We start from the raw sequence: 24,709 nt of genomic DNA on the forward strand, positions 1-24,709 counted from the left end.
TGCTAAGCCATTGTATAGACAGGGAATGGATACACGTACATTGATCGTAGTGGCAGCGCTCTGCGCGCTGCCAGGCTGTGTGACCGAGACCACTTACGCTGGCCAGAACTCGACCCAGCGTGAAGTGGGGCCTGACCTCAAGGCGGCTGCCCAAACCCGCCTCGACCTGGGTATCCAGTACCTGCGTCAGGGCAATGCCGAGCAGGCCAAGTTCAATCTTGACCGCGCCCTCCAGTATGACCCCTCCAACCCCCAGATCCAGATCGGTTTTGCCTACTTTTACCAGAAGGTAGGAGATTTCAAGGCAGCCGAGACCCATTACAAGAACGCCCTTGCCATGGATCCGTCCAATGCTGACGCAATGAACAACTATGGTGCCTTCCTCTGTGATCGCGGCAGGTATGCCGAGGCAGATCAGGCGTTCAACCAGGCTGTTATTCAGCCAGGTTACGTAAAAATTGCCGATACCTATGAAAATGCGGCACTTTGTGCGCTGCAAAATCGCAGAAATGATAAAGCAGGCGAGTACTATCGCCTGGCCTTGGGGTATAATCCCCGCAATCCAGGGTTATTGCTGGACTTGGCCGAGCTTTCCATGAAAGATGGCAAGCTGCCTGATGTGCAGTCCTACCTCGCCCGTTTTGCCGATGTGTCAGACGAGAACGAGGAGAGTCTCTGGTTGAGACTTCGGCTGGCACAGGCGATGGACAAGCCGGCATTACTTCACCAATTCGGGACTGAGCTGGTAAGGCAATATCCCACTTCGCAACAAGCCAAGCGTTATTTAGCCAATGACTATTGAACAGCAACACGATTTCCAAGACGACTCCCAGGCAGTAGGCCCAGGCCAATTGCTGCGCAACGCCCGTGAACAGCTTGGCTGGACACGAGAACAGGTTGCGTCCCGCATTCACCTTCGTCTGACCCTGATCGCCGCTATCGAATCGGATACTTACGACAAGCACACCTCCCATACCTTTATTCGGGGCTATCTGCGTACCTATGCCAAGCTGGTCGGGATCCCCGACGAGACCATTCTGGCTGCTTACGACAAGCTGGGTCTTACTCCTCCCGACAATATCGACATGCAGAGCTTCTCCCGTCGCTCCCGCCAGCAAGCTAACGACAGTCGGCTCAAGGTGGTGACCTGGCTGGTGATCCTGGTGTTGATTGCGCTCTCGGTCGCCTGGTGGTGGCAGAGTACTTCCCGTCGTTCAGCCGGTGATGAAGCGCTGGCAGCTACCGAGATGAGTGCAACCAGTTCGACTCCGGCTGAACCTGCCATCACGCCGCCCGATGCGATCAACACCGCTCCGGTGGAAGGCGCGACCATCGTACCGGCCGTCACTGATGTAGCTGCCCCTGCGGTGGTCTCCGATGCGACGGCTACCCTGGCGCCTGCTTCTGCGGCTGTTGCCCCGACCGATGTCAGTGCGGCTGTCGGCACTGCGACCGATGCTGCGGTATCCGGCGCCAATGGCTCCGAATCTGAAGAGGCTGTCGTTGATCCGGCGACGGCGCCGCAACTGAAGATGAGCTTCACCGCCGATTGCTGGCTGGATGTGAAGGATGCCAACGGCAAGACCCTGTTCAGTGGTCTGAAGAAGGCCAACGACGAGCTGGTGCTGGAAGGCGCCGAGCCCCTGAAGTTAATCATTGGCGCGCCCATGGCCGTCAAGCTTGACTACAAGGGGCAGTCGTTTGATATGAGCCGTTACAACAACGGTCGTACAGCCCGCTTCTCACTGCCGCAGGAGTAATCTGTTTCCCATGTCTTCTCACGAATCACCCATCATTCGTCGTAAATCCAGACAGATCATGGTTGGTAATGTACCGGTTGGGGGCGATGCCCCCATTACCGTGCAGACCATGACCAACACCAAGACCACAGATGTCGCCGCCACCATCGAGCAGATCCAGCGGATCGAGCGGGTCGGTGCCGATATCGTCCGTGTCTCCGTGCCCACCATGGAAGCGGCGGAAGCCTTCCGGCTGATCAAACAGCAGACCCGCATCCCCATCGTTGCCGATATCCACTTCGACTATCGTATCGCCCTGAAAGTGGCCGAGTATGGTGCCGACTGTCTGCGTATCAATCCGGGCAACATCGGCAACGAGCAGCGGGTGCGCTCGGTGGTCGATTGTGCACGCGACCTCAATATCCCGATCCGTATCGGGGTCAATGGCGGGTCGCTGGAGAAAGATATCCAGGAGAAGTACGGCGAGCCGACCCCAGAGGCGCTGGTGGAGTCCGCCATGCGTCACGTGGACTATCTCGATCGTCTCGATTTCCAAGACTTCAAGGTGAGCGTCAAGGCCTCCGATGTGTTCCTGGCAGTCGGTGCCTATCGCCTGCTGGCCAAGCAGATCGAGCAGCCGCTGCACCTTGGCATCACCGAAGCGGGCGGTTTTCGTGCCGGCGCGGTGAAGTCTGCCATCGGTCTGGGTATGCTACTCACCGACGGCATCGGCGATACCTTGCGTATCTCGCTGGCGGCGGATCCGGTGGAGGAAGTGAAGGTCGGTTTCGATATCCTCAAATCCCTGCGTATTCGCTCCCGTGGCATCAACTTTATCGCTTGCCCATCCTGCTCACGGCAGGAGTTCGATGTGATCGCCACCGTCAACGCACTGGAAGAGCGGCTCGAAGACATCATCACCCCGATGGATGTTTCCATCATCGGCTGTGTGGTGAATGGGCCGGGTGAAGCGCTGGTCTCCGACCTTGGTCTGGCGGGGGCCGCCAACAAGAGTGCCTTCTATGAAGGGGGCCAGCGGGTCGATCGGCTCGACAACAAGGATCTCATTCCAACTTTGGAGCGCCGCATTCGCGCCCGCGCCGCCATGCTGGATCCCGCCAACCGGATCCCGATGGACAAGGAGTGAGCGAAACAGGGCCACATTGGGTGGCCCTTTTTCCAGGTGACTGATTTTAAATCCCGCATCCGGATTCCCTGATTTTACCTTGGGGGGGAAAATCCCTATAATGCGGCCAAATTTTACCTCTTTTTCTCGAGTATCAACGTGGCAAAACAGATCCAAGCTATTCGCGGTATGAATGATTGCCTGCCGGAGCAGAGCCCGGTATGGCAGAAGGTTGAACAGATCCTGCGCCAGGTCGTTGCCAGCTATGGCTACAGCGAAGTGCGCATGCCGATTGTCGAGCAGACTCATCTGTTCAAGCGCGCCATCGGTGAAGTGACCGACGTGGTCGAAAAAGAGATGTACACCTTTGAAGATCGCAACGGCGACAGCCTGAGCCTGCGTCCGGAAGGGACCGCCAGCTGCGTCCGTGCCGGTATCGAACACGGTCTGCTCTACAACCAGGAACGCCGGATGTGGTACATGGGCCCCATGTTCCGTCACGAGCGTCCCCAGAAGGGCCGTTATCGCCAGTTCCACCAGTTCGGTGTCGAGCTGTTTGGCATCAACGGGCCGGACATTGACGCTGAGCTGATCATGCTGACCCACCGTCTGTGGCGTCTGTTTGGCATCAGCGAGCATGTCACCCTGCAGCTCAACACCCTGGGTCAGAGCGCCGAGCGTGCCGCTTACCGCGATGCGCTGGTGGCCTATCTGGAGCAGTACAAGGAGCAGCTGGACGAAGAGAGCCAGCGCCGCATGTACAGTAACCCGCTGCGGGTGCTCGACTCTAAGGATGAAAAGGTGCAGGCCATTTTGGCGGGTGCCCCGCGTCTGTTCGACCATCTGGGCGAAGAGAGCCTGGCCCACTTCGAGGGGCTCAAGCGCCTGCTCGAGTCTGCCGGTATCAAATACGAAGTGAACGAGCGTCTGGTGCGTGGTCTTGACTACTACAACCTGACCGTGTTCGAGTGGGTCACCAGCAGTCTGGGTGCCCAGGGCACCGTCTGTGCCGGTGGTCGCTACGATGGTCTGGTAGAGCAGCTGGGCGGTCAACCGACCCCGGCCGTGGGCTTTGCCATGGGCATGGAGCGTCTGGTGCTGATGCTGGAGACTCTCGAGCTCAACGCCGATATCCGCCCGGCGGTGGATGTCTATCTGGCGATGGTGGGCGAGGGGACCGAACAGGCTGGCTTCCAGCTGGCCGAGCGTCTGCGCGATGCCCTGCCGGACCTGCGCCTAATGAGCCACTGCGGTGGTGGCAACTTCAAGAAACAACTCAAACGTGCCGACAAGAGCGGCGCGGCAATCGCCCTGATCCTTGGTGAAACCGAGGTGCAAAACGGGGAGATCACTATCAAATATCTGCGTGGTCAGGCCGAGCAACAGACCGTCAAGGTTGACGCCGCCATTGCCCTGCTGGCAGCCAAAGGAGAGTAAGCTGTGGAAGTCTATACCACCGAAGAACAACAGGTTGAGGTTATCAAGGAGTGGTGGAAAGAGAACGGAACCTCGGTGATTGCCGGGACCGTGATCGGTCTGGTCGGTCTGTTCGGCTGGCGCTATTACAACCAGCACCAGCAAGAGACCATGGAGGCCTCCTCCCACTCTTACAACCAGGTGATTGAGCAGCTGGCCAAGGGCGATGCCGCCGGTTTCGAGCAGGCACAGCAGTTTGTCACCGCCAACAAGGGTGCTCCTACGGTGAACTGGCCGCGTTGCAACTGGCTGCCGCTGCCGTCAAGGCGGGCAAGCTGGATCTGGCTGCCGAGCAGCTGGAGCTAGTGGCGACCACGGGTGACGAGAGCATTCGTCCCATCGCGGCGCTGCGTCTGGCCCGTGTGCTGAATGATCAGGGCAAGACAGATGAAGCACTGGCCAAGCTGGCGACCATCCAGAATGAGGCCTTCAAGGCGCAGGTAGCCGAAGCCCGTGGTGATGTGCTGCAAAAGCAGGGCAAGACCGAAGAGGCTCGTGATGCCTATCAGGCGGCGGCGGATGCCGGCGGCCTGCAGGGTAGCGCCGAGCTCAAGCTGAAAATGGACGATCTGGCCCTGCCGGCCGTTGCGACTGGTGAGGCACCGGATGCGTAATCTATTCAAGATGGTGGCGCTGGGGGCTGCGGTCTCCTTCGCTCTGCAGGGTTGCTCCCTGTTCAGTTCCGAAGAGGATCTCAACCCGATGGCGCCGCTGCCCAAGGTTGAATCTGCCTTCACTGCCGACACCGCATGGTCATCTACTGTGGGTGATGGTATCGGTGACTTCTACTCCCAGCTCAAGCCGGTGGTGGAAGAGGATCGCATCTACGCGGCGGCCCGTGACGGCGATGTCAGCGCCTTTGACCGTGCCAGTGGCGATCGCCTCTGGACTGTCGATCTGGCCGACCTGCCGGTCAACGCCGACAAGCGCAGCGCCCGCCTCTCCGGTGGTCTGGTCTCCCGTTACGGCAAGCTGTTCCTCGGCTCCGAGAACGGGGTGGTCTACGCCCTGAACGAAGAGAACGGTGAAGTGCTGTGGCAGACCAATGTGCCCGGCGAAGTGGTGGCAAGCCCCGCGGTGGAAGATGGCCGCGTGGTGGTGTTGACCACCTCCGGTCGCCTGATCGCCCTCGACACTGATGAAGGCAAGATGCAGTGGTCGCTCTCCGAAGAGCAGCCGCCGCTGACCCTGCGCAGTGCCGGTGCTCCGGTGATCACCAACGGCGCCGTGATTTACGGTCGTGCCGATGGCAAGGTGGGCATCGCCCTGCTGAGCAACGGCCAGCCTGTGCGCCAGTCCAAGGTGGCTGATCCGCGCGGTGCCACCGAGCTGGACCGCATGGTTGACGTCGATGCCAGCCCGCTGATTGCCGGTGATGAGCTCTATGCCATCGCCTACAACGGTCAGCTGATGGCGCGCAAACTGATGACCGGTGATGAAGTGTGGAAGCGCAAGTATTCCGGCTATCGCGATCTGGCGATGACCGGTAATGCCATCGTGCTGACCGACAGCCGCAGCCACCTGTTTGCCATCGACCGTCGCAACGGTCTGGAGCTGTGGTCCAACACCCAGCTGGAAAATCGTACCGTCACTGCACCTGTCATCTTCGGTGACTATGTGGTGGTGGGTGATGTGGAAGGATACCTGTATTGGCTTGATCGTACCGACGGTACCATCAAGGCTATGCAGCAGCTCGATAGCAGTGGTCTCTACGCCGCCCCGCTGGTGGATGGCGAGACCCTGTATGTGCAGAGCCGTGACGGCAAGTTGTACGCCCTCAAGCGTCCTTGATCGTCCGATAATGTGAATATCCGGCTCCTGGTCTTCGGACCCGGAGCCTTTGTCGTCTTGAGAATGAGGCTTTTATGACTCCTGTAGTAGCCCTGGTGGGCCGCCCCAACGTGGGGAAATCCACCCTGTTTAACCGCTTGACCCGTACTCGGGATGCCCTGGTTGCCGATTTTCCCGGTCTGACCCGGGACCGTAAATACGGTCAGGCGAAGTTGGGCGAGCTGGAATTTATCGTGGTCGATACCGGTGGTATCGATGGCACCGAAGAGGGGATCGAGCTGAAGATGGCCGAGCAATCCCTGCTGGCCATCGAAGAAGCGGACGTCGTGCTGTTCATGGTGGATGCCCGTGCTGGTCTGACCGCGGCGGATCAAGCCATCGCCGAGCACTTGCGCAAGGCCCACAAGAAGGTATTTCTGGTGGCCAACAAGACCGACGGTATCGACGGTGATTCCGCGGTCTCCGAGTTCTACGGTCTGGCGCTGGGCGAGGTCTACCAGATCGCGGCCGCCCACGGTCGTGGTGTGCTGAGCCTGCTGGAACTGGCCCTGGCTCCCCATCTGGAGACCCTGGTCGACTCCGCTACCGATGATGATGCGCAGGATGAGGAAGAGGAGGACTTCGACGAAGAAGCCCTGCTGCGCATGGTGGCTGCCGGTGAACTCGATACCAAAGAGGACACCAAGGAGACCCCGTTCGCCGACCTGCCCATCAAGTTCGCCATCGTTGGTCGTCCCAACGTCGGTAAATCTACCCTGACCAACCGTATGCTGGGTGAAGATCGGGTCATCGTCTATGACATGCCCGGCACCACCCGTGACTCCGTTTACATTCCGATGGAGCGTGACGAGCAGAAGTATGTGGTCATCGACACCGCCGGTGTGCGTCGTCGTGGCAAGGTGCACGAGACGGTGGAGAAGTTCTCCGTTATCAAGACCCTGAAAGCTATCGAAGATGCCAACGTTTGTCTGCTGGTGATCGACGCCCAGGAGACCATCACCGATCAGGACTTGAGCATCCTTGGCTATGTGCTCCACGCCGGTCGCTCCGTGGTGCTGGTGGTGAACAAGTGGGATGGTCTGGATCAGAAGGTGAAAGAGGATGTGAAGAACGAGCTGGATCGTCGCTTGGGCTTCATCGATTTCGCTCGCGTTCACTTCATCTCCGCCCTGCACGGCAGCGGTGTCGGCCATCTGTTTGAATCCATTCAGGAGGCTTACCTGTCCGCCACCCGTCGTACCAGCACGGCCATGCTGACCCGCATCATGCAGATGGCACAGGAAGATCACCAGCCGCCGATGGTCAACGGTCGCCGCGTCAAGCTCAAGTATGCCCACGCCGGTGGCTACAACCCGCCGCGCATCGTGATCCACGGCAACCAGCTGAACGACTTGCCGGACTCCTACAAGCGGTATCTGATCAACTACTTCCGCAAGTCCCTCAAGATCATGGGCTCGCCGATCCGGGTCGAGTTCCAGGAGTCGGTCAACCCGTTTGAAGGCAAGAAGAACACCATGACCCTGAGTCAGGAACGTCAGCGCAAACGCCTGCTGAAAATGAAGAAGAAATAAGTCCTTGCGGCTGCCCTCACCGGCAGCCGCTTTGTTATCCTCGCCATGTTAAGGTGAGGAATAGGGGGAGGGGGATCTGCCATGGAACAAGACCATGGCAGATCCACTTTCGAGGAGTTGATTATGGAAGTCCTGCTTTGTCCATCATGCCAGGCTGAACTGGATACCCGCAGCAAGGAGCAAACCTGTGGCCAGTGTCAGGCCAATGTCCGCGTCACGGCCATCTGCCCGACCTGCCAACAGGAGCTGGAGCGTCTCAAGGCGTGCGGCGCAGTGGATTACTTCTGCAACCACTGCAACTCGCTGATCTCCAAGCGGTCGGTACAGTTCAAGGCGGCGCTGGTGTAAGACAGTATTCAGGTGAGAAAGAAGATAAAAAAACCCGGCGAATGCCGGGTTTATGCTGTGTGCTCTGCAATAAGCAGGGTATAGGATCGATTTCTGCGCCACAGGTTGCGCTTGATGTCATTAAGCTTGAGTTTGCGTCTGGGGCTCCAGCTGCACTTCGCTTTTCTGACCAGACTGATTTTTCTACGTTTTTGCATCTTGGTCTCCTCCCAACTCAGTTGGCCATCCCGGCCTTGGGTCATTGATGGAGCCCATCCGAAATTGCTGTTATTTAATCTCTCAACATAATGAAAACAATGCGATTTCGGATAGGCTCCGATGTGAATCGATGGTAACAGAGAAGTTTGCGTGAAAACAGCCGAATAATGGCTGGTTAGCGCATGGTGATCTGATTGACCACTTCGGCGATGGCGGTGGGGCGCTCGGCCAGCTCGGGCTCGCTGTCGTTGTCGAGACTCTCCCGTTGATGTGCCTTCTGCTGCTCGTTGTCGAGCCAGAGCAGACTCTGGTAATACTGGCGCACGTTGTTGACATAGTTGCGCGCCTCGCTGCCACGGGCATAGCCGTAACGTACCTTGCGGTGCCAGCGCGCTTGTTGTAGCAGCGGCAGCACCTCTTTCACGTCGCTCCAGGCGTCAGGATTCTTGCCGAGCTCTTTGGTCAGGCGGCGGGCGTCCATCATGTGGCCGTAACCTATGTTGTAGGCGGTGAGGGCAAACCACACCTTCTCGTCATCGGGCACCGAATCCGGCACCTTCTCCATCATCTGTTGCAGATAGAGGGAGCCACCTTTGATGCTCTCTTCCGGATGAAGCCGGTCGTTGACTCCCATCGCCTTGGCGGTGGGCTCGGTCAGCATCATCATGCCGCGCACGCCGGTGTAAGAGCGGGCCTGCGGGTCCCAGTGGGACTCCTGATAGCTGATGGCGGCGAGCAGACGCCAGTCGATATTCTTGGCGTGAGTCTGGAACAGCGGCTGGTACTTGGGCAGCAGGCTCTTGGCGCGCTTGAGGAAGGTACGGGTATCGACAAAGTCGAAGTTCTGCACGTGGCCGAAGTACTTCTCGTCCAGCTTGGCGATGGCACCATCCATAAAGCGCTGACCGAAGAAGTCGATCACGCTGGCATAGAGGCTGTCATCGGGCAGCTTGCTCATGGCCCAGGCAACGGTCTGCTTCTGGGCCAGGGTCAGCCCCTCGGTGAGCTCCGGGTAGTAGCGCTGGGTACGGGCCAGCACGGTATCCTGCACCACCGTGTAGTCAATCTTGCCATCCACCACCTGCTTGAGCAGCTCCTCCACATCGGCGTTGTCGCTGGTGCTCCAGGCTAGTTTCGGATTCTCTTTGCTCATCTCTTTGAGCAGATCTTCACCGGTGGAGCCGGCGGCCACCACCAGCTTGCCCTTGATATCGTTCAATGAGGCCGGCTTGGGTTTGCCGTTGCGGTAGACCAGTTTGGGAGAGACCTGATAGAAGCCCGGGCCGAAGCGAAACAGCTCGCGCCGTTCGGGGGTGACCATGATGGCGGCAGCCGCCAGATCGAGTTTGCCCTTTTTCAGCAGGGTGACCAGTTGGTCAGTGGTGTCGACCGGGATGATGGTGAGTTTCACCCCCAACCAGTCGGCATAATTTTGCGCCAGCTCGTAATCGAACCCCTGGGCGAGGTCGTCACGCTGGTAATAGGAGGTGGGACCATAGATAGTGCCAACCCGGATCTCGCCTCGCTGGCGGATCTGCTCCAGCTGGCTGGAGGGGCTATAGAAGTCGCAGCCAACCAGTGTCAGCGTCAACAACAGCCCGATAAACAGTCGAAAAATGCAGCGCAAGTAGGTGAGTACCTTTGTTGAAAAAATCGGCATTTGTCAAAAAAGAGGCACCTTTATACCAGAGAGTGTGCGCAGAGTCACACTGCACGAAGTGAGAAAAACGTTTGTCCGCTGTGAGCCAGATCCCTATAATACGCGCGTCTCAATTCCCCCCCACTTTAAAACTTGGTGAGAAAGGTCATATGGATATCTTGCGTGGTGCCCCAGCACTGTCTGATTTTCGTGTCCAAAAACTGCTGCAACGCTTCGCACAGATGAGAAACGAGAGTGGAGTAGAGAGCGGAGTAGAGATAGAGGATGTCTATGCCGAGTATGTGCACTTTGCCGAGCTGACAAGCCCCCTCTCTCCCCCCGAGCGAGCGACCTTGGGCCAGCTCTTGCGCTACGGCCCGACTATCCCCGAACACACCCCCAGCGGTCAGCTGTTTCTTGTTACCCCCCGCCCCGGCACTATCTCCCCCTGGTCTTCCAAAGCAACCGACATCGCCCACAACTGCGGCCTGAAACAGGTCAAGCGGTTGGAGCGTGGTATTGCCTATTACCTGACCATCAAGGGGCAGGGTGAGCTGAGTGCCGCCCAGCGCAGCGCCATTGCCGCCGTGCTCCATGATCGGATGATGGAAGTGGTGTTTGCCGAGATGAGCGAGGCTGCCGCCCTGTTTGCTCACCACGAGCCGCGCCCCTTCACCCAGGTGGATGTGCTGGGCGGTGGTCGCGCAGCCCTGGCCGAAGCCAACGTGGCGCTCGGTCTGGCGCTGGCCGACGACGAAATCGACTATCTGGTGGAGAACTTCACCAAGTTGGGTCGCAACCCCAACGACATCGAGCTCTACATGTTCGCCCAGGCGAACTCCGAGCACTGCCGTCACAAGATCTTCAATGCCGACTGGACCATCGATGGCGAACAGCAGCCCAAGTCGCTGTTCAAGATGATCAAGAACACCTTCGAGCAGACGCCGGATCATGTCCTCTCTGCCTATAAAGACAACGCCGCCGTGATGGAAGGGAGCCAGGGGGGCCGCTTCTTCCCGAGCCCGGCCAACGGCGAATACCAGTATCACCAGGAACAGGTTGACATCCTGATGAAGGTGGAGACCCACAACCACCCGACCGCGATCTCCCCGTTCCCGGGCGCGGCCACCGGCTCCGGCGGCGAGATCCGCGACGAGGGTGCCACCGGTCGTGGAGCCAAGCCCAAGGCGGGTCTGGTCGGTTTCTCCGTCTCCAACCTGCGCATCCCCGGCTTCGAGCAGCCCTGGGAGCAGGATTTTGGCAAGCCGAGCCGCATCGTCAGCGCGTTTGACATCATGCAGGAGGGGCCGCTTGGCGGCGCCGCCTTCAACAACGAGTTCGGCCGTCCGGCCATTCTCGGTTACTTCCGTACCTTCGAAGAGGAGGTGCCGAGCCACAATGGCGTCGAGGTGCGTGGCTACCATAAACCCATCATGCTGGCGGGCGGCATCGGCAATATCCGCACCGAGCATGTCCAGAAAGGGGAGATCCCGGTAGGGGCTGCCCTCATCGTGCTGGGTGGCCCGGCGATGAACATCGGTCTGGGCGGCGGTGCGGCTTCCTCCATGGCTTCCGGCCAGTCGGCCGAAGATCTCGATTTTGCCTCGGTGCAGCGTGATAACCCAGAGATGGAGCGCCGGTGTCAGGAGGTGATCGACCGCTGCTGGCAGCTGGGGGACGACAACCCCATCGTCTTCATCCACGACGTGGGGGCGGGCGGTCTCTCCAACGCCATGCCGGAGCTGGTGAGCGACGGCGATCGCGGCGGTCGCTTCGACCTGCGAGCCATCCCGAACGACGAGCCGGGCATGAGCCCGCTGGAGGTCTGGTGCAACGAATCCCAGGAGCGTTACGTGCTGGCGGTGGCCAGGGAGAAGCTGCCGCTGTTCAAGGCGCTGTGCGAGCGTGAGCGCGCACCCTATGCCGTCATCGGTACTGCCACCGAAGAGAAGCACCTGACGCTCTCTGATCAGCATTTTGACAACCACCCCATCGACCTGCCGCTGGATGTGTTGCTGGGCAAGACCCCCAAGATGCATCGCGATGTGGTGACCCTGCCTGCGCAAGGCAAAACGCTCCAACTCGATGGCATCACCCTGGGCGAAGCTGCCGAGCGGGTGCTGCGTCTGCCCACTGTGGCGGAGAAGTCCTTCCTTATAACCATCGGCGATCGCAGCGTGACCGGCTTGGTCAACCGCGACCAGATGGTTGGCCCCTGGCAGATCCCGGTTGCCGATTGCGCCGTCACTGCCGCCACCTACGACAGCTACCACGGCGAAGCCATGTCGATGGGCGAGCGCACCCCGGTGGCGCTGCTCTCCCACGCCGCCTCTGCCCGCATGGCGGTAGCGGAAGCACTCACCAACCTGGCACCGGCTCACATCGGCTCGCTCAAGCGGGTCAAGCTCTCCGCCAACTGGATGGCCGCCGCCGGCCATCCGGGGGAAGATGCAGGTCTCTATGAGGCGGTCAAAGCGGTGGGCGAGGAGCTCTGCCCGGCCCTTGGCATCACCATCCCGGTGGGCAAGGACTCCATGTCCATGAAGACCCGCTGGCAGCAGGATGGCAAGGAGCACAGCGTCACCTCGCCGCTCTCCCTGCTCATCTCGGCGTTTGCCCGGGTCGAGGATGTGCGCAACACGGTTACTCCGCAGCTGCGTACCGACCTCGGTGAGACCGACCTTATCCTCATCGACCTTGGCAATGGCAAGCAGCGCCTCGGTGCCTCTGCGCTGGCGCAGGTCTACCGCCAGCTGGGTGACAAGGCGCCGGATCTCGACAATCCGGTACAGCTCAAGGGCTTCTTTAACGCTATTCAGGCGCTGGTGGCCGATCGCAAGCTGATCGCCTATCACGACCGCTCCGACGGCGGCCTGTTTGTCACTCTGGTGGAGATGGCCTTCGCCGGTCACTGCGGTCTCGACATCCAGCTCGATCGCATCGGCGGCGAGCTGCTGCCGGCGCTGTTCAACGAAGAGCTGGGCGCCGTCATTCAGGTGCGTCGTGAAGACAAAGAGACGGTGATGACCCTGCTGGCCGGTCACGGTCTGGCAGCCTGCTCCCATGTGCTCGGCACCGTGCGCGAGGGGGATCTCATCACCTTGCAGCGGGGCGGTCAGGAGGTCTATCGCGCCAGCCGCACTGCCCTTCGCACCATCTGGGGCGAGACCAGTTGGCAGATGCAGCGCCTGCGCGACAACCCGGCGTGCGCCGACAGTGAGCACGCGGCCCGTCAGGACGCCACCGATCCGGGTCTGCATGCCAAGCTGACTTACAACCCGTCCGAGGATGTGGCAGCCCCTTACATTGCCCGCGGGGTCTCCCCCCGTCTGGCGGTGCTGCGCGAGCAGGGGGTCAACTCCCATGTGGAGATGGCGGCGGCGTTCGATCGTGCCGGTTTCGCGGCGGTCGATGTCCATATGAGCGACATTCTCTCCGGTCGCATCAAGCTGGAGGAGTTCCAGACCCTGGTGGCCTGTGGCGGTTTCTCCTACGGTGACGTGCTGGGGGCGGGGGAAGGCTGGGCAAAGTCCATCCTGTTCAACGACAACGCCCGCGAGCAGTTCCAGCGCTTCTTCGAGCGCGGCGATACCTTGTCGCTGGGCGTGTGCAACGGTTGCCAGATGATGTCCAACCTGCGAGAACTCATCCCGGGTGCCGATCTCTGGCCGCGCTTTGTGCGCAACCGCTCCGAGCGCTTCGAGGCCCGCTTCAGTCTGGTTGAGGTGCAGGAGTCCCCGTCGGCCTTCTTCGGCGGCATGGCAGGCTCGGTGATGCCGATTGCCGTTTCCCACGGGGAAGGGCGTGTCGAGGTGCGTGATGCCGCTCACCTGAACGCACTGCAGCAGAGCGGTCTGGTAGGGCTGCGCTTTGTCGATAACCGCGGCAGCGTGACCGAGCAGTACCCGGCCAACCCCAACGGCTCGCCGGATGGTATCACCGCCGTGACCACCACCGATGGGCGCGCCACCATCATGATGCCGCACCCGGAGCGGGTGTTCCGCACCGTGGCCAACTCCTGGCACCCCGACAACTGGGGCGAGGACGGCGCCTGGATGCGGATATTCCGCAACGCCCGGGTTCGTCTGGGTTAATAGAGACAGCACCAGCGCATAAAAACAGAAACCGGCCAATTGGCCGGTTTTTTTATCCGTGTCGTTACGGCTTGCCGAGCGGTTGGGGGATAAAGTCTCCCCGGTCGAGGATCCGTAGACAGGCATCCACCACATCCGCATCGAGCTGATGGCCGCGCATCTGGATGATCTGCTCCCTGGCCTGGGGAATGCCGAGGGCGGCGCGATAGGGGCGATCCGAGGACATGGATTCGACGATATCGGCGACGGTGAGGATGCGGGCCTCCAGCAGGATCTCATCCCCCTTGAGTCCCAGCGGATAGCCGGAGCCATCGAGATACTCGTGGTGCTGGTGGATCATCCGGGCGATGGGCCAGGGGAAGTCGATATCCTTGAGCACCAGATAGCCTGCCGTCGGGTGCTCCTTGACCAGATTGAACTCCTGGGGGGTCAGCTTGCCCGGTTTGGTCAGGATCTCGACAGGCACCTGGATTTTACCGATATCGTGCACCATGGCGCCCAGATAAAGACCACGTAACTGTTTGTCACCCAGCCCCAGTTCCCGACCGATGGCCAACGCCAGAGTAGCGACGTGCTTCTGGTGACCTGCAGTGTAGGGATCGCGTTGTTCCAGCACGGCTGCGATGGCTCCCAGCGCATCCTCCAGGGCCAGCTCCAATTGACGGGCATGCATGGCTTTTTCTCGCTGAGCGGCGAGATAGGCTTGCTGGGTACGACGAGCTTGCAGGCCATAGGTCAGGTAGTCAGCCAGTCCGTTGAAGAGGTGTACTTCCTCATCGGTGAAGGCTCTGGCCTGCGTGCTGTGAATAAGCAGGCCACCTGGCACTGTTGCTTGCCACGGTAATGGCAGCAGCAGCCGGCCCCTCAGGGTGGCGGAGTGGTGAACCAGTTCGATGCCGAGTGCTTCGTTAAGCATCTCGCCTGAACTGATGGCCCGGATCAGGGCCACATCCCGGGTGAGCCAGTCATCGCTGGCAAACCAGATAGCCTGACCTGCCTGCGCCAGGATCTGCATACTGTCCTGATCTGCGGCCTGCAGCATGATCACCAGAGGAAAGCGCCCATCGAAGGTGATGGCATCGCAGATCTCCTGCAGTAGTGTCTGCTCGTCCCCCTGCTTGAGCATGGCATGGTGGGCGCGGGTAATGGCTTCAAGCGTCCAGGTATATTGCTGGAGACGCTCCTGCTGCTGCTTCTGGTCGGTGATATCTTCGAAGAAGACACCGACGCCGATCACCTTGCCCAGCTCATCGTACAGGGGAAACTTGGTGGTACTGAGCCAGCGGTCTTCACCCCCTTTCAGATAGGGTTCTTCGTGATGCCGGGTTGTGCCGCTGGCCATGACCTGGAGATCGTCATCCCGATAGCGTTGGGCCAGCTCGGTCGGGAAAAAATCGGCATCGCACTTGCCAACCAGTTCGGCCGGAGTGAGGGCCAGATCGTCGGCCAGCAGACGGTTGCAGGCGATGAAGTGTGAACGGGTATCTTTCAACAGGACGCGATAGGGTAGCTGTTCCATCACCTGATGGAGCAGGGCTGCGGTGGGGTGAGAGTTGACGCCCGGTGGCTGAATGGATGGCGGTAGATTTTTTAACATCATCTTGGTGCAACCAGAGTCAGGTGGTAGTAAAGCGGTAGCCCGCTTGCCAGACGGCGAAACAGGCATCGACCACCTGTTTGTCGTAATGCACACCGGCGTAGCGCGTCAGTTCGGCGAACGCATCGGTGAGGGGGAGGGCACGCCGGAACGGCCGGTGGGCCGTCATGGCGGCCAGGGAGTCGGCGACCCGTATAATCCTCGCCTCCAGCGAGATCGCATCTCCCTGTAGCCCCTGCGGGTAGCCGCTACCATCGAGATTCTCATGGTGCTGCATCACTATGGTGGTGATGGGCCAGGGGAAGTCAATCTGTTGCAGGATCTTGCGGCCAGTATCCGGATGCTGTTTGATAAGTTCGAACTCAACTGGCCTCAGTTCCCGTGGGCGAGTGAGGATCTCCGCCGGGATCTGCAGCAGGCCGATGTTATGCACCATGGCCGCAAGACCCAATCCATCCAGCTGCTCTTGCGGCAGTTGCAGCTGTTGACCGATGGCCAGCGCGAGATCATGCACGCGCCGTTCGTGTCCTGCCGTGACCGGATCTTTGTGGGCAATCGCGGAGGAGAGGGCCGCTATGGTCTGAAACAGCAGGGTGCGCTGGCGTTGTTCGCTCTCCTTGATATGAGTGATGTCGACTAGGACGCCGATGATACCTGCCACCTCGCCCTGATGGTCATAGAAGAGATCCTTGAAGTTCAGCACCTGGTAGCGGTGGCCGCTGCGATCAAACAGCGTATGCTCGAAATATTGCGGTTGCCTGCTACGCAGCACCTCCATGTCACGTTGGGTATATTCGTCCGCCATCTCTGGCGGCAGGATTTCGTCTACTCGCTTCCCCTCTAGATCGGTTTTGCTGATCCCGGTCACTTGAGTAAAGGCCGGGTTGCAACTGATAAAGCGCCCTTCAACATCCTTGTAGAATACAGGGATGGGGATGGCCTTGAGCAGGGACTCGTTGAGGCGCTGCATGTCGAGCAGTTCGGCCTGCTGGCGCCTGGCGAGCTGCTCGCTGTCTTTGCAGAGGGAAATGGCGCGGGCCAGGTTGCCGAGCACCGGGCTGAACAGATGGCAGACCGGTACGATCTGCTGATGTGGCTGGGGGGCGAGCAGCAAGATGAGATAACCCCCTTCAACCTTGAGCCGATAGGCAAATTGGTAGGGGCGGCTGCCCGGCAGGGGGAGCGTCTGTTGCAGCAGGCAGTGCTCCTCCTCGCTGACCCACCCTGGCAGTGGCAGGGTGGTGCCGGTGTGCTGGCGCAGCTGCTCGTCGCCGATCACCTTGAGCAGCTTGTATCCCTCCCGTTGTTGCTGCAATACCACACCAACCGGAGTGGCGCAGTGAAACATAAAGCGTTGCAACACCTTGGTGAGTAGGGCATCGAGTGTAACCTCCCGACCAATGCAGAGGGCGAGATCGCATACGACGGTCATGGCGTGGTCATTGTTCATCGTCGTCCCTCCCCGTTGCAGAGAATGGCGCCATTGTGAAACAGCGGATAGTCTCCAGGCCGCAGGCTGCCTATTTCACCAAGGGAGAGCGCGCCGACCAGCTCATGGGCTCCGCTTTGGGTGAAGAGGGTTTCCAGTTCAAGCGCACTTTGCGTACCGAAGTGCTGCTGACGTCCGGCGCAGTAGTAGATCTCGATGCGTTCAGGCACACCATACTGGCTGAGTTTCTCGGCCAGCTCGATGGCATTGGCGGTCGGACTTTGCGGCGCCTTGAGCAGAGTGAGAATACTGTAATCTGGCACTTCTCCCACGCAGAGCAGGGCTCCCTCTTCGGTGACGGCGACCGGGATCCGCACGATTACATCGCCATTGGCTCTGAGCAACCCGAGCGGCAAGTGGACGCCGTACTGGTAGAACTGCTCCGGGGTGAGGTTCTGCTGGAATTGCTGCCGTATCAGGGATTGATAGCGGCTGAAGGCGGGTTCCCAGTCGATAAAGGAGATCTTGTTGCCCTCGCTGCTGGTGGCAAGCATGGGTTGAGCAGTGAGCTGGTAGCCGTGCTCGAGCAGGGAGTAACTTTGGTGGGGAAGCAGTACACAACTGACCCCGTGATCCAGCAATATCTGGTTGTCGAAGAGGCAGGGCATGGCCGTGAACTGGCCGCTGCCAGCATTGACGCCGGCATAGTTGACCCTGTCCGCCAGTCGCAGATAGATCCCTTCCAGAATGGAGGCAATATTGGGGATCATGGCGTCGAAAGTGAGAAAGAGGGTTGGGACTTTCTGTTGATCCGGCCATTGGGAGATCCGAGGGACCAGCTGCTCGCAGATGATGGTGGCCAGCTCATCGGCGCTCGCGGTAGAGGAGAGTGGGATCAGCAGGGGGTTATGGGATGCCGGGCGGGGCAATAGCCAAGCCCCCTGTTCGTGGAAACCATGCTGGCTGACCAGGCTTGGAAAGATGGCCCCGCAAAGCTGTATATCGAGGCGTTGGCACTGCTGCTGCAGTTCGGCAACACGTGCAGCATCCCGCTCGGCCAGCAACACATCGAGTCGTCCTCCTCGGTAGGGAAGCAGTGTGTCGGTCAGTGGATGCGCATCAAATTGATAAAAAGTAGGCTGCATCATCGCTCGGAACTCCATTCCTGCCAGTCATCAATATATCAGCAAGGGGGCTGGGTGAATACCCATCAATATTTGATGTGTCAGTATAAGCCTTTCTAAAGAGAGACAAATTTGAGTCGTGGCAGGATGTATCCGGTTAGGTGGCAATAAAAAACCGGCCACAGGGGCCGGTTTTGATTGAGCCGCAGTTTGAGTTATTGCAGTACGACGTTCTGGAAACCCTGTACCAGCGAGATGACTGGTTGTGGGTAGAGGCCGAGCAATACCACCAGAGCTGCCGAGAGCAGCACAACCACTCCACCGGAGGAGAGAGCCCAGTCTGCGCTGGCATCCCGCTGCTGCATACCCGGTTCGCGCAGATAGAGGGTCACCATCACCTTGAGGTAGTAGTAGAGACCCAGTGCGCTGCCGAGCACGATGGCACCGGATAGCCACCAGAGCTGCGCCTCGACGGTGACGCCGATGAGGTAGAACTTGCCGATAAAGCCGAGGGTCATCGGGATGCCCGCGAGTGACAACATCATCACCGTCAGTACGGCAGTCAGATAGGGGCGCTTCCAGAACAGACCACGATAGCTGTGCAGGGAGTCGGCATCCTTGCCGCGATAGGGGCTCGACATCATGCTCACCACCCCAAAGGCACCCAGGCTGGTGAAGAGATACATCAGCAGGTAGACCCCGGCTGCTTCCACCGGCATCTGGCCGAATCGGCTCGCCACGATCACCGCCAGCAGGTAACCGAAGTGGGAGATGGAGGAGTAACCCAGCATCCGTTTGACGTTGGTCTGCACCAGGGCCAGCAGGTTGCCGACCAGAATGGATATGACCGCCATGGCTGCCAGCAGCCAGTGGATCATGGGATCGCTCGCCGCCGGTACCGCCAGATAGAAGCGCAGCAGCACGGCAAAGACCGCCACCTTGCTGACGGTGGCGAGGAAGGTGGCGACCGGTGCCGGGGCACCTTCGTAGACATCCGGGGTCCAGAGGTGGAAGGGGGCCAAGGAGAGTTTAAAGGCAAAGCCGACCAGCATTAACCCCAAACCGCCCATCAGCAGCGGATGGTGAGCCGGGCTCTCGGCCAGGGTCTGCCCCAGGGCTGCAAAGCTCAGGCTGCCAGCCTGTGCATAGAGCAGCGCCATGCCAAACAGCAGGAAGGCGGTGGCGGCGGCAGAGAGCACCATGTATTTCACCGCGGCTTCCAGCGAGTGGCGCTCGCGGTAGGCGTAACCCACCAGACCAAACATTGGCAGGGTCAGCATCTCGATCCCGATAAAGAGAGAGGCGAGGTGACGGGAGCATGCCAGCACCAGACCACCAGCGGTGGCGATCAGCAGCAGCAGGAAGAACTCCTCCCGGTTGTCCGGGTAGGCTTTCAGCCACGATTGACCGAAGGTGCAGGTGGCCAGGGCGCCGATCAGTACGAGACCCATGTAGAAGACTGCGTAACTGTCCACTTGCAGCAGCGGGGTGACCCCCTGATCCCCTTGCGCCATCACGATGGGCAGCGAGAACAGAGCAAGGTTGAGGCCAACAATGGTCACGGTAAAGGCGGTGGTGACACAGCGGCGCCAGGCGATGGCCAGCATCAGGGCCGCCATGGCCCCGGTGGTCAACAGCAGGGGAAGCAGTGCCAGCAGTTGGGAAGCGGAGAAAGTCATTGCAGGGCTCCAGCAGTCGGCAGCAGATACCAGTGCAGCACGTTGATAAGGCTGCTGCTGGCGGTGTCAATCACGGGTTGGGGATAGAGGCCAAGCAGAACCAGCAGGCCCGCGATCACCATCATCATGGTCAGCTCGCGGCGATCCAGTCCCTTGAGCATGCTCTCATCCTTGGCGGGGCCAAAGCAGGCGCGCTGCAACATGATGAGGGAGTAGACCGAGGCCAGTACCAGACCGAAGGTGGCGACCGCCGTGATGACAGGGGCAACCTGGAAGCTGCCGACCAGGATCAGGAACTCGCCGACGAAGTTGCCGGTGCCCGGCATGCCGAGCGACGCTACCGAGAAGAAGAGCATCACGCCGGGCAGATAGCGCAGGCGTCCCCACAGGCCGCCCATCTGGCGCAGATCCCGGGTGTGCAACCGCTCGTAGAGCTGACCGCAGAGGATAAAGAGGCCGGCAGCCGAGAGACCGTGGGCGATCATCTGCACCACGGCGCCCTGCAGGGCCAGCTCGCTACCCGAGTAGATAGCGATCATCACAAAGCCCATGTGGGAGATGCTGGTGTAGGCTACCAGCCGTTTGATGTCGGTCTGGGCAAAGGCCACGATGGCACCGTAGACGATACCGATCAGGCCAAGCACCATGGCGTAGGGGGCAAATTCGGCGGACGCCTCGGGGAAGAGCGGCAAGGCAAAACGCAGCAGACCGTAGGCGGCGGTTTTGAGCAAAATACCGGCGAGATCCACCGAACCTGCAGTCGGCGCCTGACTGTGGGCATCCGGCAGCCAGCCGTGCAGCGGCACCAGTGGCATCTTGACCGCGAAGGCGATAAAGAAGCCCAGCATCAGCAGCCACTGAACGCCCTTGCTCATCGGTGTATTGAGCAGCTCCAGATAGTTGAAGGTGAAGACTCCGGTGGCATGCTGGTGGGTCAGCACCAGCCCGATGATGGCCACCAGCATGATAAGGCCGCTCACCTGGGTGTAGATGAAGAACTTGGTTGCGGCGTTGATCCGTGATTTGCCGTCAGTGACCGAATGGCCCCAGAGCGCAATCAGGAAGTACATGGGGACCAGCATCATCTCCCAGAAGAAGAAGAAGAGGAACAGGTCCAGCGCCATAAAGACGCCGAGTACGCCACCCAGGATCCAGAGCAGGTTGAGGTGGAAGAAGCCGATGCGCTGCACGATCTCTTTCCACGAACAGAGAATGGCCAGTACCCCGATAAAGCAGGTAAGGATCACCATCAAGAGCGACAGGCCATCCACCGCCAGATGCAAAGAGATGCCGAAGCGGGGGATCCACGACAGGCGCCACTCGGCGGCCCAGGCGGAGGCAGCACCGGAGACGCCCGCGCTGTCGAGGCCGGTCGTGGCAAGGGAGAAATCACCACTTAGCCAGATGGCACAGGAGAGCAGCAGGCTGGCGCTCATGGAGAGCAGGGCAACCCAGCGGACAAACTGCCCGCCGAGACGCTCCATCTGCCAGCAGAGCAAGCCGCCGATAAAAGGAATTAGCAAGATCCAGAGTAAGGTCACGGTATCAGCTCTCGTTCAAGTTCATATGAGATTGCGCTCCCTGTTCCATCAGGGAGAGCAAACAGCCCGGCTGTATGATTGTCCGGTTGTTCATCGCGTTACCCCAGCAGCAACAGCGCCAGCACCAGCACGGCGCCGATCCCCATGGAGGCGGCATACCAGCGCAACTTGCCGGTTACTGTCCAGGCCAGCAGCTGGTTGCCATGCAGGGCAAGCCAGGCGGGCAGGCCCATCATCCAGTCCAGCGGATCCTGCCCGAGCAGACGGGTCGCCAGCAGATAGGGTTTGACCCACAGCTGGTCATAGAGCCAGTCAAAGCCCCAGGCGTTGAACCAGAGGGTGCTGAGCAGGCGGCCCGGCGCGCTGTTGGCAATGGAGGTGGCCAAACGGCGCTCACCAAGGAACAGAAACGCGGCCAGTGCAATGCCTGCGATGGCGATGATGCCGGAGGCTACCTCCAGTGCATGGCGACCCTCTTCGATATGGTCCCCCGGGCCTGCGGGTAGTACACCTGCCAGTGGCGGGGTGATCAGCGCGCCTATGCCGGTGGAGAGCACCAGCAATACCAGCAGCGGCAGATGGTGAGCCAGACCGTGGCCCGCATGGGCTTTGGTCTGCTCTTTGCCATGGAAGGCGATAAAGATCAGCCGGAAGGTGTAGAGCGAGGTGAGGAATGCCCCTACCAGACCTGCCCACAGCAGCGCGCTTTGGCCAGAGGCTTCTACTTGCCACAGGATGGCGTCCTTACTGTAGAAACCGGAGGTGACCAGCGGCAACGCCGCCAGCGCCGAGCCCCCCACCAGGAAGCAGGCGTAGACCAGCGGCAAACTCTTGCGCAGGCCACCCATCTTGAAGATGTTCTGCTCATGGTGGCAGGCGTTGATCACGGCACCGGCGGAGAGGAACAGCAGCGCCTTGAAGAAGGCGTGGGTCATCAGGTGGAAGATGGCCCCTTCCCATGCGCCGACACCCAGTGCCAGAAACATGTAGCCAATCTGGCTCATGGTGGAGTAGGCGAGGATCCGCTTGATATCGGTCTGAACCAGCGCGGCAAAGCCTGCCAGCACTAGCGTGATGGCGCCAACCAGCCCGACCAGATGGAGGATCTCTGGCGCCAGCAGGAACAGGCCGTGGGTACGGGCAATCAGGTAGACACCGGCGGTCACCATGGTGGCGGCGTGGATCAGCGCGGAGACGGGCGTCGGGCCTGCCATCGCATCCGCCAGCCAGGTTTGCAGCGGCAGCTGTGCCGATTTGCCGACCGCGCCGCCCAAGAGCATCAGGCAGGCCAGCGACAGGGCAGGGGAGCCCTCGGCAAACAGGGTCGGGGCACGAACCAGCAGCTCGTGGATATTGAGGGTGCCCAGATCCCGATAGAGGATAAACAGGCCGATGGCGAGGAAGACATCACCCACCCGGGTCACGACAAATGCCTTGAGGGCCGCTGCGCCGTTGTTGCGATCCTTGTAGTAGAAGCCGATCAGCAGATAGCTGCACAGCCCCACCCCTTCCCAGCCGAGGTAGACAAACAGCAGGTCATCGGCCAGTACCAGAAACAGCATGCTGGCGATAAAGAGGTTGGTGTAGGTAAAGAAGCGGGAGTAGCCCTCTTCACCGCGCATATACCAGGAGGCGAACAGGTGGATAAAGAAACCCACCCCGGTCACCACCCCCAGCATGGTCAGCGACAGGCCATCCAGTGCCAGCGAGAAGCTCGGGGTAAAGTTGCCCACCGCCATCCATTGCCACAGGTGCTGGACATAGACGCCCCCCTCGGGCGGGTTGCCCAGAAAGTCCCTGCTCACCCACAGGGTAGTGAGGGCCGACAAGCCAATGGAGCCTACCCCGATCAGCGCCGAGGTACGCTCACCAAACCGGCCGAGGGAGAAGGCCAGCACCAGCCATCCCAGCAGCGGAAATAGAAAAGTCAGATATAAGAGGCTCATCCGCGCATCTCGCTCACAGTGTCCACGTTCAGGGTGTGGTAACGACGATAGAGCAGCAGTAACATGGCAAGGCCGATACTGGCCTCCGCTGCCGCCAGAGAAATCACCAGGATATACATGATCTGGCCATCGGCCTGGGCCCAGCGGCTACCCGCCACCACAAACGCCAGTGCCGAGGCATTCATCATGATCTCGATACTCATCAGGATGTAGAGCAGGTTGCGGCGGATCAGCAGACCGCACAAGCCGATGCAGAAGAGCACCGCGGCCAGCAGGAGGCCGTGCTCCATAGGGATTCCATTCATTGCTGACCTCCTTCTTGTGCAGAGCGGGATGCTGTGCGGGGGACGGAGAGCACTTCACCGCTCTTCTCTTCCCGACCCAGGTGATAGGCGGTTACCAGACCCGCCAGCAGCAGGATGGAGGCAAGCTCCACCGCCAGCACATAGGGGCCAAAGAGCTCGACACCCACCTGCTTGGCGGTCACCTCGGTCACTCCGATCAGGCCGCCGGTCACCCCGAGAATGCCGTGGGCCAGAAAGCCCAGCAGGATCAGCGAGAGCAGGGCTGGGCCCCCCCAGGTCATGGGGGTGAGCCACTTTTTCTCCTGTGCCTGGGCACTCCCCAGGTTCAGCATCATCACCACGAACACGAACAGCACCATGATGGCGCCGGCGTAGACGATCACCTGCAGGGCGCCCGCAAAGGCGGCACCCAGGCAGAAGAAGATCATGGCCACGGCGATGAGGGAGATGATGAGATTGAGCAGCGCATGCATGGGATTGCTGGTGCTGATCACCCGCAGCGTGCTGTAAATGGCCACCAGGGCCGAGGCATAAAATGCCAGTTCCATGATTGACTCCTCAGGGCAGCAGGCTCTTGACATCGATGGGCTTGGCTTCGTTTTCGGCATCCCCTTTCGGCTTGCCGTCGATGGCCATCCCGCTCATGCGATAGAAGTTGTAGTCCGGGTATTTGCCGGGCCCGCTGATCAGCAAATCTTCCTTCTCGTACACCAGATCCTGGCGGCGATACTCACCCATCTCGAAATCCGGTGTCAGCTGGATAGCGGTGGTGGGGCAAGCCTCTTCACACAGGCCGCAGAAGATGCAGCGAGAGAAGTTGATGCGAAAGAACTCCGGATACCAGCGGCCATCATCCCGCTCAGATTTTTGCAGCGAGATGCAGCCGACCGGGCAGGCAACTGCGCAGAGGTTGCAGGCCACGCAGCGCTCGTCCCCATCGGGGTCACGGGTCAGCACGATGCGACCTCGGTAGCGGGGGGCCGCATAGACTGCCTGCTCCGGATAGTTGAGGGTTTCACGGGGCCGCCAGGCATGGGAGAAGACCATGGCCAGACTGCGTAACTGGGTGCCGACACCCTGAATAATGCTAACAATTTTCATATTGA

Annotated in this window: 18 protein-coding genes and 1 pseudogene; 9 read left to right on the forward strand and 10 right to left on the reverse strand. The window is 60.1% G+C overall.

What is annotated here, in order from left to right; genetic code table 11:
* Positions 1 to 10: 10 nt before the first annotated feature.
* The 8 genes and pseudogenes from tapF (at position 11) to ACTG20_RS10590 (ending at position 8,051) form a co-directional block, all read left to right on the forward strand.
* Positions 11 to 802, forward strand: a complete 792-nt coding sequence (gene tapF, locus ACTG20_RS10555) for a PilW family type IVa pilus biogenesis/stability lipoprotein TapF (RefSeq protein WP_085943024.1) — start codon at positions 11 to 13, stop codon at positions 800 to 802.
* Positions 792 to 1,760, forward strand: a complete 969-nt coding sequence (gene rodZ, locus ACTG20_RS10560; RefSeq protein ID WP_194496072.1) for a cytoskeleton protein RodZ — start codon at positions 792 to 794, stop codon at positions 1,758 to 1,760. Before tapF ends, rodZ begins: the two co-directional genes overlap by 11 nt.
* Before the next feature lie 10 nt (positions 1,761 to 1,770).
* Positions 1,771 to 2,886, forward strand: a complete 1,116-nt coding sequence (gene ispG, locus ACTG20_RS10565; RefSeq protein ID WP_005333801.1) for a flavodoxin-dependent (E)-4-hydroxy-3-methylbut-2-enyl-diphosphate synthase — start codon at positions 1,771 to 1,773, stop codon at positions 2,884 to 2,886.
* Between the two features lie 138 nt (positions 2,887 to 3,024).
* Positions 3,025 to 4,302 (forward strand): histidine--tRNA ligase, encoded by a 1,278-nt coding sequence (hisS, locus tag ACTG20_RS10570; RefSeq protein WP_005351051.1) that lies wholly within the window; start codon positions 3,025 to 3,027, stop codon positions 4,300 to 4,302.
* 90 nt (positions 4,303 to 4,392) lie between these two features.
* A pseudogene (locus ACTG20_RS10575) lies at positions 4,393 to 4,955 on the forward strand (tetratricopeptide repeat protein).
* A complete protein-coding gene (bamB, locus tag ACTG20_RS10580) occupies positions 4,948 to 6,132 on the forward strand; it encodes an outer membrane protein assembly factor BamB (RefSeq protein ID WP_005333796.1) in 1,185 nt (394 codons plus the stop codon). The pseudogene ACTG20_RS10575 and the gene bamB overlap by 8 nt, the downstream one beginning before the upstream one ends.
* Before the next feature lie 74 nt (positions 6,133 to 6,206).
* Positions 6,207 to 7,703, forward strand: a complete 1,497-nt coding sequence (der, locus tag ACTG20_RS10585) for a ribosome biogenesis GTPase Der (protein WP_439987628.1) — start codon at positions 6,207 to 6,209, stop codon at positions 7,701 to 7,703.
* Between the two features lie 123 nt (positions 7,704 to 7,826).
* Positions 7,827 to 8,051 (forward strand): zinc ribbon domain-containing protein, encoded by a 225-nt coding sequence (locus tag ACTG20_RS10590; protein ID WP_139734364.1) that lies wholly within the window; start codon positions 7,827 to 7,829, stop codon positions 8,049 to 8,051.
* Between the two features lie 373 nt (positions 8,052 to 8,424).
* Here the strand turns inward: ACTG20_RS10590 and mltF are convergent, their stop codons facing one another.
* Complete coding sequence (gene mltF / locus ACTG20_RS10595; protein WP_005344877.1) at positions 8,425 to 9,909, reverse strand: membrane-bound lytic murein transglycosylase MltF; 1,485 nt, start codon at positions 9,907 to 9,909, stop codon at positions 8,425 to 8,427.
* Between the two features lie 149 nt (positions 9,910 to 10,058).
* On the opposite strand from mltF, the gene purL reads away from it, so the two are divergent.
* Entirely contained in the window at positions 10,059 to 13,982 is a 3,924-nt protein-coding gene (gene purL / locus ACTG20_RS10600) for a phosphoribosylformylglycinamidine synthase (RefSeq protein WP_194496074.1), read from the forward strand.
* A gap of 64 nt (positions 13,983 to 14,046) precedes the next feature.
* Here purL and ACTG20_RS10605 read toward each other — a convergent pair whose 3' ends face one another.
* The 9 genes from ACTG20_RS10605 to nuoI all read right to left on the reverse strand — a co-directional run bounded on the left by ACTG20_RS10605 (position 14,047) and on the right by nuoI (position 24,704).
* The gene (locus ACTG20_RS10605; protein ID WP_234915343.1) at positions 14,047 to 15,582 is read right to left on the reverse strand and encodes an HD domain-containing phosphohydrolase; all 1,536 of its coding nucleotides are present in this window, start codon (positions 15,580 to 15,582) and stop codon (positions 14,047 to 14,049) included.
* A 16-nt stretch (positions 15,583 to 15,598) separates the two neighbouring features.
* Entirely contained in the window at positions 15,599 to 17,029 is a 1,431-nt protein-coding gene (locus ACTG20_RS10610; protein ID WP_194496075.1) for an HD domain-containing phosphohydrolase, read from the reverse strand.
* A complete protein-coding gene (locus tag ACTG20_RS10615) occupies positions 17,026 to 18,156 on the reverse strand; it encodes an FIST signal transduction protein (protein WP_194496076.1) in 1,131 nt (376 codons plus the stop codon). Before ACTG20_RS10615 ends, ACTG20_RS10610 begins: the two co-directional genes overlap by 4 nt.
* A gap of 191 nt (positions 18,157 to 18,347) precedes the next feature.
* Entirely contained in the window at positions 18,348 to 19,811 is a 1,464-nt protein-coding gene (gene nuoN, locus ACTG20_RS10620; RefSeq protein ID WP_194496077.1) for an NADH-quinone oxidoreductase subunit NuoN, read from the reverse strand.
* Positions 19,808 to 21,352, reverse strand: coding sequence for an NADH-quinone oxidoreductase subunit M (gene nuoM / locus ACTG20_RS10625; protein ID WP_194496078.1), 1,545 nt, complete (start codon positions 21,350 to 21,352; stop codon positions 19,808 to 19,810). The genes nuoN and nuoM overlap by 4 nt, the downstream gene beginning before the upstream one ends.
* A gap of 98 nt (positions 21,353 to 21,450) precedes the next feature.
* On the reverse strand, positions 21,451 to 23,298 hold the full coding sequence (gene nuoL, locus ACTG20_RS10630) for an NADH-quinone oxidoreductase subunit L (RefSeq protein WP_194496079.1): 1,848 nt from the start codon (positions 23,296 to 23,298) through the stop codon (positions 21,451 to 21,453).
* Positions 23,295 to 23,603 (reverse strand): NADH-quinone oxidoreductase subunit NuoK, encoded by a 309-nt coding sequence (gene nuoK, locus ACTG20_RS10635; protein WP_194496080.1) that lies wholly within the window; start codon positions 23,601 to 23,603, stop codon positions 23,295 to 23,297. Before nuoK ends, nuoL begins: the two co-directional genes overlap by 4 nt.
* On the reverse strand, positions 23,600 to 24,151 hold the full coding sequence (gene nuoJ / locus ACTG20_RS10640) for an NADH-quinone oxidoreductase subunit J (protein WP_005359828.1): 552 nt from the start codon (positions 24,149 to 24,151) through the stop codon (positions 23,600 to 23,602). Before nuoJ ends, nuoK begins: the two co-directional genes overlap by 4 nt.
* Positions 24,152 to 24,161: 10 nt before the next feature.
* Positions 24,162 to 24,704, reverse strand: coding sequence for an NADH-quinone oxidoreductase subunit NuoI (gene nuoI, locus ACTG20_RS10645; RefSeq protein WP_005351100.1), 543 nt, complete (start codon positions 24,702 to 24,704; stop codon positions 24,162 to 24,164).
* Positions 24,705 to 24,709 lie beyond the last annotated feature (5 nt).

This window comes from Aeromonas sp. 84A (genome assembly GCF_051919345.1).
Taxonomy (GTDB): Bacteria; Pseudomonadota; Gammaproteobacteria; order Enterobacterales; family Aeromonadaceae; genus Aeromonas; species Aeromonas veronii.

Excerpts from the sequence above, each read along its gene's own strand:
- rodZ (WP_194496072.1), top strand. The coding sequence starts at position 792 with ATGACTATTGAACAGCAACACGATTTCCAAGACGACTCCCAGGCAGTA.
- ispG (WP_005333801.1), top strand. The coding sequence starts at position 1,771 with ATGTCTTCTCACGAATCACCCATCATTCGTCGTAAATCCAGACAGATC.
- bamB (WP_005333796.1), top strand. The coding sequence starts at position 4,948 with ATGCGTAATCTATTCAAGATGGTGGCGCTGGGGGCTGCGGTCTCCTTC.
- der (WP_439987628.1), top strand. The coding sequence starts at position 6,207 with ATGACTCCTGTAGTAGCCCTGGTGGGCCGCCCCAACGTGGGGAAATCC.
- ACTG20_RS10590 (WP_139734364.1), top strand. The coding sequence starts at position 7,827 with ATGGAAGTCCTGCTTTGTCCATCATGCCAGGCTGAACTGGATACCCGC.
- mltF (WP_005344877.1), bottom strand. The coding sequence starts at position 9,909 with ATGCCGATTTTTTCAACAAAGGTACTCACCTACTTGCGCTGCATTTTT.
- purL (WP_194496074.1), top strand. The coding sequence starts at position 10,059 with ATGGATATCTTGCGTGGTGCCCCAGCACTGTCTGATTTTCGTGTCCAA.
- ACTG20_RS10605 (WP_234915343.1), bottom strand. The coding sequence starts at position 15,582 with ATGATGTTAAAAAATCTACCGCCATCCATTCAGCCACCGGGCGTCAAC.
- ACTG20_RS10610 (WP_194496075.1), bottom strand. The coding sequence starts at position 17,029 with ATGAACAATGACCACGCCATGACCGTCGTATGCGATCTCGCCCTCTGC.
- ACTG20_RS10615 (WP_194496076.1), bottom strand. The coding sequence starts at position 18,156 with ATGATGCAGCCTACTTTTTATCAATTTGATGCGCATCCACTGACCGAC.
- nuoN (WP_194496077.1), bottom strand. The coding sequence starts at position 19,811 with ATGACTTTCTCCGCTTCCCAACTGCTGGCACTGCTTCCCCTGCTGTTG.
- nuoL (WP_194496079.1), bottom strand. The coding sequence starts at position 23,298 with ATGAGCCTCTTATATCTGACTTTTCTATTTCCGCTGCTGGGATGGCTG.
- nuoK (WP_194496080.1), bottom strand. The coding sequence starts at position 23,603 with ATGAATGGAATCCCTATGGAGCACGGCCTCCTGCTGGCCGCGGTGCTC.
- nuoJ (WP_005359828.1), bottom strand. The coding sequence starts at position 24,151 with ATGGAACTGGCATTTTATGCCTCGGCCCTGGTGGCCATTTACAGCACG.
- nuoI (WP_005351100.1), bottom strand. The coding sequence starts at position 24,704 with ATGAAAATTGTTAGCATTATTCAGGGTGTCGGCACCCAGTTACGCAGT.